Origin of the sequence: Paenibacillus sp. FSL H8-0048 (genome assembly GCF_038002825.1) — a bacterium.
Lineage (GTDB): Bacteria > Bacillota > Bacilli > Paenibacillales > Paenibacillaceae > Paenibacillus_AQ.
In genome coordinates, this window is record NZ_JBBODF010000001.1 from 1505784 (window position 1) to 1518447 (window position 12664).

Annotated in this window: 10 protein-coding genes; all 10 read right to left on the bottom strand. The window is 40.7% G+C overall.

The window, feature by feature from the left end; translation table 11 throughout:
* The 10 genes from NSU18_RS06700 to NSU18_RS06745 all read right to left on the bottom strand — a co-directional run bounded on the left by NSU18_RS06700 (window position 1) and on the right by NSU18_RS06745 (window position 12646).
* A complete protein-coding gene (locus NSU18_RS06700) occupies window positions 1–348 on the bottom strand; it encodes a hypothetical protein (RefSeq protein WP_341148592.1) in 348 nt (115 codons plus the stop codon).
* Window positions 349–359: 11 nt separating this feature from the next.
* Window positions 360–1190, bottom strand: coding sequence for a hypothetical protein (locus NSU18_RS06705; RefSeq protein WP_341148593.1), 831 nt, complete (start codon window positions 1188–1190; stop codon window positions 360–362).
* 50 nt (window positions 1191–1240) lie between these two features.
* The gene (locus NSU18_RS06710) at window positions 1241–2284 is read right to left on the bottom strand and encodes an RICIN domain-containing protein (protein WP_341148594.1); all 1044 of its coding nucleotides are present in this window, start codon (window positions 2282–2284) and stop codon (window positions 1241–1243) included.
* Window positions 2285–2422: 138 nt separating this feature from the next.
* On the bottom strand, window positions 2423–4027 hold the full coding sequence (locus tag NSU18_RS06715; protein WP_341148595.1) for a hypothetical protein: 1605 nt from the start codon (window positions 4025–4027) through the stop codon (window positions 2423–2425).
* Between the two features lie 36 nt (window positions 4028–4063).
* The gene (locus NSU18_RS06720) at window positions 4064–6265 is read right to left on the bottom strand and encodes a hypothetical protein (protein WP_341148596.1); all 2202 of its coding nucleotides are present in this window, start codon (window positions 6263–6265) and stop codon (window positions 4064–4066) included.
* A gap of 41 nt (window positions 6266–6306) precedes the next feature.
* Window positions 6307–8322: an FG-GAP repeat domain-containing protein gene (locus tag NSU18_RS06725; RefSeq protein ID WP_341148597.1), complete on the bottom strand. Its 2016-nt coding sequence runs from the start codon at window positions 8320–8322 to the stop codon at window positions 6307–6309.
* Window positions 8323–8346: 24 nt separating this feature from the next.
* Window positions 8347–9753: a GBS Bsp-like repeat-containing protein gene (locus tag NSU18_RS06730; protein WP_341148598.1), complete on the bottom strand. Its 1407-nt coding sequence runs from the start codon at window positions 9751–9753 to the stop codon at window positions 8347–8349.
* Between the two features lie 22 nt (window positions 9754–9775).
* On the bottom strand, window positions 9776–11476 hold the full coding sequence (locus tag NSU18_RS06735; protein ID WP_341148599.1) for a hypothetical protein: 1701 nt from the start codon (window positions 11474–11476) through the stop codon (window positions 9776–9778).
* A gap of 416 nt (window positions 11477–11892) precedes the next feature.
* Complete coding sequence (locus NSU18_RS06740; protein WP_341148600.1) at window positions 11893–12264, bottom strand: hypothetical protein; 372 nt, start codon at window positions 12262–12264, stop codon at window positions 11893–11895.
* A gap of 130 nt (window positions 12265–12394) precedes the next feature.
* On the bottom strand, window positions 12395–12646 hold the full coding sequence (locus tag NSU18_RS06745) for a type II toxin-antitoxin system HicB family antitoxin (protein ID WP_341148601.1): 252 nt from the start codon (window positions 12644–12646) through the stop codon (window positions 12395–12397).
* Between the last annotated feature and the right edge of the window lie 18 nt (window positions 12647–12664).

A 12664-nucleotide genomic window follows, 5' to 3' on the forward strand; every position in this document is an offset into this window, starting at 1 on the left:
TCATAATACTTCTTTCTTAATCAGCGATCCATTTTTATCATATTTTAATGCGAGAATCTTACCATTAGCCAGCAGCACATATTGAAGCCTGCCGTTAGCATCATAGAAGTAGCGTATTTGATTTTGACTCGGTATATCTACTTTCCATGCCGCCGGATTTGCAACTCTTTTCAAAGAAAGTTGATCAACATCCAAATAAGCTTTCTCTTCTCCCCCTACAGCAAAACGTATTCGTATGTAACTGGTCTGATAGTTAGGAGTAATTAAAACTGAATGATAATGCCATTTCCACCCACCGTTATTCATACTTCTTCCATACTCGGTAACAACACGATCATTGCTATCCACTTCAATAATGGTTATTTCCGCCCAGCCTTCTGGTAAGGTATATATCTCATAAAAGCACTCAAGTCATATGAAGATCCAGCACTAACAGGGACGGGGTCCGATAGTGAATAAACAAAGGATTGCGGATCTCCTGTTCCATTGTACATTCTTAAATGATAGGATCCTTCAATGGGACCATAACCTGGTTTGGAGACACTCGAATTATTGCTCGTTCCATTTCTCCATGCTGTTTCCCAGTAATCAGGTAGATTATTATGATTAAAATCATTTTCAAAACTCTCATTCATTTCAATAGAATCAATATTGACCTTATCGATATCTAAATAGGCATTTTCTTCTCCCCCTACTTCAAAGCGGATTTGTATGTATTCTGTATTGGCCTGGGGGGCTAGATATAAGAAATTATCGTGCCATTGCCATGCGCCGTTAGAGAAAGAACGATTGGATTCATATACAATATTCCTATTTCGGTCAGTTTCAATGATCGTTATGCTTGCTCTTCCAACAGGCAGTGTATATCTCATAAAAGCATTAATTTTGTACAAATGGTCTTTTTCGATAGTAACCGGATTCGACAAAGCGTACATATATGAATTTTTATCTCCCCTACCATTGAACAGTCTAAAATGATACTTCCCTTCAGCTGGCTCGAAACTTTCTAATGAAGCACTTGAGAGAGCACTGGTTCCGTTTCTCCAAACGGTTTCCCAAAAATCAGGAAGGTTATTGTTGTTTTGATCCTGCTCAAATCCTCCATTGATATTCTCATTAATGGGATAAGCATAAGCATGACTTGCACCTAAAGTTAATAAAAAAACAAATATCAAGAAAATTCTTCTCAAATAAAACACACCCTGTCTTGAACTATGTTTTAGATATTCTAAGTTCTTAGCTATCTAATCAATCTCCACTTTTGCGAACTTGTTCCGTTATCCTCATATATCTGCAAACGGGTACCATCATCATTTTCTCCATTTGTTATATCCAGCAATTTATTACTGTTCACATTGATGAAACTAATGGATCCATCTGCATTCTCTCTAAATTCCCACTGTTGAGCGGTTGTACCGTTATCCGTCCAAATTTGAATAGCAGAACCATTAGTTGTACCTCCACCATCCACATCCAGTACCTTGCCGCTATTCACATTAATTAACTTATAGTTATTGCCCCCAGTATCATAGACTCTCCATCTTTGGGATGCGGTGTCATTATGGGTCCATATCTGAATAGGAGTACCGTCGGCGGTATTTCCTCCTGTGACATCCAAGGCTTTTCCATTACCAGCATTTAATATTTTGTATTCTGTTCCATTACTTATCGCTTTAATGAGTCTCCACTTCTGTGCGGATGTTCCGTTAGAGGCCCATATCTGTACAGGGCTTCCATTCGCTGTGTCACCATTTGCAACATCCAGAGCTTTATTGCTATGGATATTTATTAGTTCATATGAACCGTCCCCTTGTTCAACTACGCGCCATACCTCAGCGTCGGTTCCGTTATCATTCCATATCTGAACCCTGGTTCCGTTGGATGTTTCTCCACCAGCTACATCAAGTGCCTTCCCACTATTAATATTAATCAGCTTAAAAAGGCTATTTCCGGTTGTACAGAGCAACCACCGCTGTGCATCTGTTCCGTTATCTGTTTCTATTTGAACTTTGGTTCCGTTCACACTATTTCCTGCGTATACATCAAGTGCCTTATTGCTATTCACATTCAATAGTTTGTATTCTGATGGTTTGCAGTTTAAGTTTTTCTTTCCAATTAAGTTACCGTTGTTATCATACTGAAAATTCATATACTTCTCTTCTGATATTCGTATTAGACTTAAACCACCTGTTCTTGAATAAGTGTATTTCATTGCTGTGGCAGTCTGAGAGCTAATAAATAAAGCAAATGCTAATAAATTAATACATATTTTTTTATAAGTCATACCCCCGTCTATTGAATATTCCATTGTCAAAAAATATCGTTAGCGCCTGTTCAATTGACTAAAGAACAAGACTGAAGCAGTCATTGTGTAGTTGGTTCGAATAAGAAACAAGACGAATCCATGGTGTAAAATTGCTGTCTACTGTAGCGACCTTTTAGTAACTTTAATATCATCAATAGAAATAGCCCCACCATAATGCATCCCGAAGTTCAAAAAATAATCACTGTTCGCTCCAGTCACAAACTCTACTCGCTTACTTCCCTTAGTTCCGATGGCCTCATTCCAAGTCAGCCAACCCACATCATCCTTTCCATTACCGGTTAAGCTCCTTACAAAAAAGTCAAAATACCCTCCACTGGCTGGTTTATCTATTACTTTATAGTTGAACGTCACGCTATATGGCGTATTCGGTTCAAGTTTGAACTTATTGAAATTTGAAATCATAAACACTGTCCATTCCACATTCTTTTCCCCGACCCCATATGCTGAATACGCTCCACTTACAACCTTGCTTGGCTCTTGGGACATCGATAGCGTACCTATTAGAGGCATATACTGGGTGGCTGTAATATCCCCTTTTTCAAATGATTCCGCTTCTTTCGTAACTTTAATATCATCAATAGAAATAGCTCCACCGTAACGCATCCCGAAGTTCAAAAAATAATCACTGTTCGCTCCAGTCACAAACTCTACTCGCTTACTTCCCTTAGTTCCGATGGCCTCATTCCAAGTCAGCCAACCCACATCATCCTTTCCATTACCGGTTAAGCTCCTTACAAAAAAGTCAAAATACCCTCCATTGGCTGGCTTATCTATTACTTTATAGTTGAACGTCACACTATACGGCGTATTCGGTTCGAGTTTAAACTTATTGAAATCTGAAATCATAAACACTGTCCATTCCACATTCTTTTCCCCGACCCCATATGCTGAATATGCTCCACTTACAACCTTGTTTGGCTCTTGGGTCATCGACAATGTACCTATTAGAGGCATATACTGGGTCGCTGTAATGTCTCCTTTTTCAAACGATTCCGCTTCCTTCGTAACTTTAATATCATCAATAGAAATAGCCCCACCATAACGCATCCCGAAGTTCAGAAAATAATCACTGTTCGCTCCAGTCACAAACTCTACCTTTTTACTTCCCTTAGTTCCGATGGCCTCATTCCAAGTCAGCCAACCCACATCATCCTTTCCATTACCGGTTAAGCTCCTTACAAAGAAGTCAAAATACCCTCCATTGGCTGGTTTATCTACTATTTTGTAGTTAAACGTCACACTATACGGCGTATTCGGTTCAAGTTTGAACTTATTGAAATTTGAAATCATAAACACGGTCCATTCCACATTCTTTTCCCCGACCCCGTACGCTGAATACGCACCATTTACAACTTTACTTGGCTCTTGGGTCATCGACAGCGTACCTATTAAAGGCATGAAGCTGGTTGCCGAGATGTTACCCTTTTCAAACCCTTCAAACTCCCTATGTATTTTATTTATCAAGTTTCCGTTCCGATCATAGTAGAAATCTAAATATGAATTGTCTTCTGAATAAATAAAGTCCAATCGATTCTGATTATAAAAGTATTGAAGTTCTTGATTCTTACCATTATCAGCAAAAATCAAATTACCATTTGAGAAATAGCCAACAAGAAAAATTACAAATACAACAATTCCCCCAAGTGAACTCTTCCTATAACTCATTCTTTTCCCCATTCTCTGATTTAAATTTTTCAACACAATTTATACTCTCCTATATTCCTATAAAAAATCATTTCATCTATAATCAAAACTAGCCGAATCAAGATAGAATGTCCCCGCTCCAGAATCTCCAGCAGATCTGATCAGAAAGTATACAGTTGCGAATACAGCTTTATTTGGAGTTATTCCCTGGTTCGTCAGTAACGTATACTTTCCATTTGCTTCAGTTATATCTTTAATGTTGCTGGAGACGAATGACCCATCCATAGCATAAAAGTCAATATACATCTGCACCCTGGATTGATACAACATGCTAATATTGATATTGCCTGAAACCATATAAGACTTATCAGGAATTACACGCAGAGTCTGAGAAACGCCAACAAATTGATTAGCAGGAATTCCGAACCCCCTGACTTCCACTGACTTTTGATCATGAAATGCCTCAAGCGTCCCTATTACCGTTGACTTCTTCTTTAAGTTTCCGTTCAGATCATAATTGTAGGAAGTGTTATATGTCTGGTTTCCTTTTATAAGCGTCTGGTTAAGCAAACGTCCCGCTGCCGAATATGAATTTGTAATTACATCCTTAGGCGGACTATTCTCAATTAGCCGAATTGTATCGTCTACTCCTGAAGGCTTATGAATCGTCCAGTTCAGCGGTGTTTCCGCCCCGTAATTACTTACTTCAAAGTCAGAGTTATCTATTAAGTTGGAACTATAACTAAATCTCATATCATCTACATAAATACTGGCCGCCCCGCCCCCACTGGTAGCACGTATGATAGCGTAGACACGGGCATAATCCGCATTAGAAGGTACTGTTCCAGTAATAGATATTGTGATATATCCACCTTGAGTGGTAGCTGGCAATTCTACAATATTCGCATCAATAAACGCACCTGAGCCTGTAAAAAAATCCGCATACAGTTGTACTTTGGCATTGCTGATACGATCCACCTTTAATCTGCCGCTCATCGCATACTTTTTAGCAGGTACAACTTTTAACATCTGACTGATTCCAACATACTCATTAGCTTTTATATTCGATGCATCGATTTGCTGAACGGTATTCCCGTAGCTTTCCGAAACTAATTTATAGGTGTGGTTATCATTCCCGTAACTGGGCAGCCATCCGCTCCCCAAGCTGTTAGAACCAAGTGCTTCAAAATTCCCATTATTAAATAGGTTCGCTTCATTTATATAATGAAAATTCAAGGAGTCTACATACAGGGTTCCTGAGCCATTGTTCCCTGTCCCTCGAATGATTACGTATATAACGGCATAAGTGGTATCCTTAGGAATTTGACCTGTATCAGATAAAGTCATGTATATGCCATTAGTCGGTTTAGCATATTCTAGAATAGTGGTCCCCGTATAGTTGCCAGAAGAGCTCATAAAATCAATATAAATTTGAGCCTTCGCATTCGATAGACTTTCTATTAACAATGCGCCACTTGCTTGGAATGACTTACCCGGATCGACCTTGATTTTTTGCAAGATGCCCGCATATCCATTAACCGGCAGAGACGAAACTTTCATTTTCTGAGCTCTGGCTCCACTTAAGGATGGATAGGCCACAGAACTAAATGTCGGGTTATAAGAGGTCGTATAATCCCAATCGTCTGAGTTGGCAAGCGTGTTTGAAAAGTTCTCATAGTCTGAATTAACAATTAGATTAGTATCATTAGTATATTGAAAAGAAATATTGTCCGTAATAAAAGCACCGGAATTGACATCAGAGCTAGAACGAATCAAAGCATAAATCACAACCGTTGTAGCTCCTTCCGGCACACTGCCAGTTCCGCCTAAAGTAACGAATTGTCCTGTCGCCTGACTTGGCATTTCAAAAATCTTACTATCCACAAAAGCCCCTGCATTAAAGAAGTCTGCGTATAATTGCACTTTAGCATTGGATATGCTCTCAATATAAAATCGCCCGTTCATATTATACGGTTGCCCAGGTTTCACCGATAAGGTTTGGCTTACTCCGGCAAAATGATTCGTCGGCAAGTTACTCATGGAAACCTTCTGTGCTTTGCTTCCTCCAGAGACCTTTGAGCTGATAACTTCGAAACTCCCAATCCCATGTGAGACCCAGCTATCGGCTATACTACTGCCATTAGTGGTTACTTCAAAACCAGAGTTTTCAACTAAATTGTCTGTACTGGTACTTGCATCCGCCTCCATATAATCGGAACTGAACAAACCAACTAAATTGAAGACTAGACATAAGGCAAGAAGAAATATTATTTTCTTTTTTATACTGAAGGTCATTGAAATCTCTCACTCCTTATTCACACCCATTTTCTTTCTAATCAATTAGAGCCAGATAAATAATCCCACACATACCAAGAGTCATCGATGGTTATCACTATCGCTTCTAATCGGCGATCTCCGTCAATGTCTGCTAACCTATATAATTTTGACCCGACACCACCAAACCCCGTAATCCAAGGTTCATAGCCTGTAAAGCTACTTCCGTTTGATAATGCAACATACCAATTCCCGTTATTAACGATCACGGCATCCGCTTTGCCATCCCCGTTTACATCTGCCACTATCTGATCCGCTGAACCAACGCCATGGCCCTCTATCCACTTTTTGTATCCTTCGAATCCCTTTCCATTAGATAATGCTATGTGCCAAGAACCTTCCTGTTCATAGAAAACAGCAGCATCAGCTTTCCCGTCTCCATTTACATCAGCTAAGAATTCTTTAAAAGCTCCTACGCCATACCCTTCAATCCATTTACTATAGGCCTGGAATCCTTGACCTGTAGAAAGAGATACATACCAGCTTCCGCTATTTTCGATAACTGCATCTGCTTTACCGTCCCCATTCACATCTGACAGGAACAAACCACTAGCCCCCACTCCATGCCCAGCCACCCATAATTTATAACCTTCAAACCCATTGCCATTTGATAACGCTACATACCAACTTCCGTAATTTACGATAACCGCATCGGCTTTACCATCTCCATTCACGTCGGCCAAAAATTGGGCATCTGATCCCACTCCGTGGCCGGTAACCCATCTCTGGTAACCTTTAATTCCTTGACCATTCGACAGAGCGACATACCACGTTCCCGTATCCTTGAAAAAGAGAACCGCATCCGCCTTCCCATCACCATTCACATCAGATACAAACTGAGAGAAAACCTCTGATCCACCCTCCAGTGACCACTCCTTATAATTTTGGAAGCTCTGACCACTTGATAATGATGTGCTCCATTCTCCGCTCTCTTCATTGTAGTGAACAATATCTGCTTTGCGATCCCCATTAATATCAGCTAACCAATACACATTTCTTCCCACGGCACCTTCTGTCGACCATTTATCATACGCTTTAAAGAAACTACCTCCTGACAAAGCTACATACCAATTCCCATTATTAACGATCACGGTATCTGCTTTACCATCCCCGTTTACATCTGCCACTAGCTGATCCGCTGAACCAACGCCGTGGCCTTCTATCCATTTTTTGTACCCTTCGAATCCCCTTCCATTAGATAATGCTATGTACCAAGAACCTTCCTGTTCGTAAAATACAACGGCATCTGCTTTACCATCCCCATTTACATCAGCTAAGAATTCTTTAAAAGCTCCTACACCATATCCTTCAATCCATTTACTATAGACCTGGAATCCTTGACCTGTAGAAAGAGATACATACCAGCTTCCGCTATTTTCGATAACTGCATCTGCTTTACCGTCCCCATTCACATCTGACAGGAACAAACCACTAGCCCCCACTCCATGCCCAGCCACCCATAATTTATAACCTTCAAACCCACTGCCATTGGACAGTGCCACATACCAATTTCCGTAATTCACAATAACAGCATCGGCTTTACCATCTCCATTCACATCGGCCAGAAACTGGGCATCCGATCCCACTCCGTGGCCTGCAATCCATCTCTGGTAACCTTTAATTCCTTGACCATTCGACAGAGCGACATACCACGTTCCCGTATCCTTGAAAAAGAGAACCACATCCGCCTTCCCATCACCATTCACATCATTGACGAATTGAGTATTGGAGCCAAGTCCGTTTCCCAACTGCCACTGTGTCAGACTTCTCGCTACCGATTTTCGGGTTACCATGTTACCATTCAAGTCGTATTTGTTTTTGACAATTGCACTACGAGTTTGACTCTCCGTTAATCTACCAGAGGGGTCGTAGTTGTATATGGTTCCGCCTTTATCAACGATCCTGAACACTTCATCTACAGAAGCAGCCGAACCCTGTGAAGGCTTTACTATTAGAGAGAAGACTATAAAAATACCAATTAGACTTTTCAAATTCATTCCAAACTTCATTTTATCCATTTCCCCCAATCCTTTATCATGTCACTAGCGATTAACATTTACTGTAACTCCTCCAACAGGCCGTTTATTCCCGTATCCGTCACTTGCATAGAGATGGGTGTTATAGACTCCAGCTTCATTCCCATGGTTAGCAAAAGGGATTTTGATTTTCCATTTGGACGAACTCTCCCGTTCTCCTTGATACCAAATGAGATCATCTTGGCCATTCTGATTCGTCCATGTTGGGAATTCCATGCGGGTTACGTTAGCGGGAATTCCATCAATAGAGACTTCATAGTAGCCCTCACCGAGCTTAGCAGTTGCTGGTGCTTTCACTATTTGTGAATTGGTCACATCAAATTCCCAATCTCCAAGGAAGTTGCCACTTGAATAGATATGAGTTATATACCTACCTGTCTCCGAATTGTGTCTCGCGTACACAACCGTTGCCTTCCACACCCCGTTCCCGACTTTAACACCTTCAATCCACTCAATATCATCCTGATTATTATTAGCCGTCCATGTCGGAAATTGTACACTCTGAATAGACGGGTCTACCCCATAGATGAATACATCATACGAAACACCGGACAGATCAGTCTCCTTAGAGCCTCCAGATCCACCTGTCACATTGACTACCTTGCCGCCTACGCCCATCTTGTTTCCATACCGATCAAACGTATAAATGTGTGTAATATAATTTCCCATTTCAAAGTTGTGGTTACTGAATGGTATCTTAATTCTCCAAGATCCGTCTGCAAGTCTTTCACCTGTTATCCAGGGATTGACCAAGTCGTCTTGTCCCATATGTTCTGTCCACGTAGGAAAGCGCACCTCTTTGATACTCTCCGGTATACCACTAGCCTGTACAGTATAGAAACCGTCAGCCAGCGATGCTTGCACAGGTGCTGTAACCGTTACTCCATTATTCTGGACGTCTGCAACCAGATCACTCACAATTTTTCCATCCGCGTAAATATGAGTAATATAGCTACCAATCTCACCACCATGTTTGTTGAAAACGACTGTTCCTTTCCATACCCCATCAGCAAGCTTTTCTCCTGCAATCCACTCCACATCATCCTGGTCATTCCAGGCAGTCCAAGTTGGAAAGTGCACTTGCTGAACATTAGGCTGAACCCCGCGGATATAAATATCATAGGATACTGAAGATAGATAGAATAGGTAGGGTGGAGCGGATGAATTCGCGCGGCTGCGCTTGATCAGATTCCCGTTAGCATCATATGTATATTGATTAATTGTGCGGTCCGGTAGAATCTCCGTATCCAGCCGCCCTTGATTATAGGTATAAATACGCTGTGGAGATGAACCAATGACATCAATAACGATATGGTTTGTACTGGAGGCCCCAGCATGAGTAGCTGAAGCAGCATATCCTAACAACAGAATAAAGAGAAGGCAGATATATTTAAGAAGCTTTACTATTTTCATACTCACAATATTCCACGCTCCATTATTCACTATATTTCAATAACATTTGCTTCACATAAATAGTACCGCTCCCGCCCGCTATGGTTGCTTGTAATCCCACATGGACCCTCGCACTAACCGCGTTGAAGGGAGTTATATCCGTTAATGACAACATAGAGAACTTCTGCAGAACTCCCACAGGGTAGTCGAGATACTTCTCCGAGAGTAAAGCTCCATTTCGATTGAAGAACTGTATGCATAAAGACACTTTTGTCTGCACCGCACTCTCAACTAAAATATTACCTTTGAACTCGACTAACTTATTTCCGCTTACCACTACATCTTGCAGTAGCCATACTGCACCATACTTCTCCTTCTTCATATTCACGCTAGAGAATTTCTGCCCGTAGGTGGTTACTGTTTGAAAAGGGGACAAAACTTGAAAAGTATGACTCCCGGTGTCAGACCACGTCTGCCAGCTGTCTGCGATACCAGCATTTGCAGTTGAAATAGTATCAAAGCTTGGGTTAGATAACATGTTCCTTTGCGGATCACGATTTAAAGCCATATGATCAATATAGATTGATCCGTTACCTCCTTCAGCGATTGCCTGAATCCCCACGTGCAGTCTGGCTCTTACCGAGTCTGCCGGGGTAATTGTGTTTAGAGATAACGTCATATACTTTTGAAGCACGCCTGTAGGATAGTCCACCGATTGCTGGCTTAAGAACTTATTCTTTTCGTCAAAAAATTGGATAATGATACTGACTTTCGCAGACTTAAGCTGATCCACAGCTATATTTCCGCTTGCTGAGATGGGGACATTAGGTTGGATGATTACATCTTGAAATAACCAACTCGCACCTCCTGACTTCATAGTTGGCGTTGTCAATTTCTGAGCGCTTACACCTGAAGTCACAGGAGAAGAGACTATTTGTAATACACTTCCGCCTGAGTCTGACCATCGCGACCAGCTTTCAGCGGTTTCCTTTTGGCTGAATAAATTGTTTTCAAAGCTAGGATTGTTTAATATATTGCCTGCGGTATCATATCTGAATGCCATGTTGTCCACATAAAAAGCACCACTTCCTCCCCCTTCTTCCGTTCTAATCCCCACATGGACCCTCGCACGAACCGTTTCAGGTGGTGTGATATCCGTCAGGGATAAAGTCATGTAACTATTTAAAGCTCCTGAGGGGTAATCAACAGTTTTTTGGGACAGCAGCTTATTGGCTGCATCGAAATATTGGATACATAATGATACTTTAGCTTTGTTAATGCTCTCGATACTAACATCTCCATTAAATAGAACAGGTAAATTCCCCTTTACGGTAACATCCTGAAATAGCCACGCTGCAGTACCAAGCCTCATCCCCGAAGCAGAAACTTTCTGTGCCACACTCTTAGACACTACTGACGCCGGAATTACTTGAAACAAAGCAGTTCCGGTATCGCTCCATTTATCCCAACCACTGGCTATGTCCGTGGCTCTACTGGCATTTAACTCCAAATTCGGATTGACGAGCATATTATTACTTCTAAACTTCCGCTTCACATTTCCGTTTAGATCATATTGATATTCCATGATCTCATTAGAGCGCGATGCCTCATTTACTACTCTCCCATTGGTATCATAATAGTACGTTTTTCCTCCCGCACCCATAGCCACAGACTCGTTCATGAAAAGTGTCGAAATAATCAATAGTGTTAGATAGAATGTTATCTTAGGCTTTCTGCTCAGCATTGTAATTCCCTCACTCTCTTTTCTCCAAGAACTTCCTCACCCATCATAAGGGAGTTAACCAACGTTGAGAACGGTTGTAATTTGTCGAATTTCAACTCGTTTTGTCGATTTAGTAATATTTTAGTCACATTTAGATTTTAAAATTAGATTTTTAGAAAAGGGGACATTTATCCACATTAAAAAACCACACGGAGGATGTACTCACATGTGGTTTGGTATTAAAATACACTCATACTTCCAATTGTTTAATAGAGAACGACTCACCAGTTCTTCACACATCACAGTGCGACTATTGCAAGTAATTTAACAAGATCCAGTTCCTCTTTAAATAGAAGCCGTCTTTCAATTCCCTGACAGTTAACCACTAGTAGGGGGAAAATAAAACCTTGAGGATGGCATCCCCAAGGCCACTAAGACTATTCTTCTTTTAGCTTGCTTCGAAGCATATATTCCGCGTATGCTTCTTGTATCTTTTCTTTGCAAATCTCTTTCCAGAGTTCCTTTAACTCCACATCTTTAATTTCAGAATAAATTTCCGGCTCCATGTCCCCACCAAATCCAATCCAATCTTCATTCTCTACTTCTCCATTGTCACCTGAAAAAGCTATTTCATGCGAAGCAGGAGCATGCCCAACATAAGGACAATTGTTTTTCAAACAATGAAAGCCTGGATTTTTAACTCCGTATCTGCAGTACTCTGGAATAGTCCCATCTTCCTGACCCTCAACTAAACCATACAAACAATGCACTTCAACAATAACATGATTAAATGGAATAACTATCCCCACTCTTTCCTTTTTTATTACTTCTGATGTTTTAAATCTATTTCAGTGTTGGTTAAAACATCCTTCCCCAATTTGCTCAACTAACAGATTGAGTAATCTCGACATTTTTCAATTCCCAAATTCTTACCTACTGTCACAAATCAACTTCAATTAGAAATACTTGCTCTGATTGTTCCATAAGATCAGTATTAATGTTTGTTGATTTTGGTATATCTTCCTCTATCATATCTTCAAGATATAAGGCAAGTGCTTCTTTTGCCATTTGAATTGCTTCTTCAGTAGAATATCCACAAGTAATGCAACCCGGCAGGTCAGGAAAAGTTACTGTTATTCCATCTTCAGCATATCCGAACTTAGCGTAATATTTATATGTTTTGTTTCCCATTTTAACACTCACTCCTCT

Bases quoted from the DNA above. Each gene is read 5' to 3' on its own strand.
- NSU18_RS06710 (WP_341148594.1), bottom strand. From the start codon at position 2,284: ATGACTTATAAAAAAATATGTATTAATTTATTAGCATTTGCTTTATTT.
- NSU18_RS06720 (WP_341148596.1), bottom strand. From the start codon at position 6,265: ATGACCTTCAGTATAAAAAAGAAAATAATATTTCTTCTTGCCTTATGT.
- NSU18_RS06725 (WP_341148597.1), bottom strand. From the start codon at position 8,322: ATGGATAAAATGAAGTTTGGAATGAATTTGAAAAGTCTAATTGGTATT.
- NSU18_RS06730 (WP_341148598.1), bottom strand. From the start codon at position 9,753: ATGAAAATAGTAAAGCTTCTTAAATATATCTGCCTTCTCTTTATTCTG.
- NSU18_RS06735 (WP_341148599.1), bottom strand. From the start codon at position 11,476: ATGCTGAGCAGAAAGCCTAAGATAACATTCTATCTAACACTATTGATT.
- NSU18_RS06745 (WP_341148601.1), bottom strand. From the start codon at position 12,646: ATGGGAAACAAAACATATAAATATTACGCTAAGTTCGGATATGCTGAA.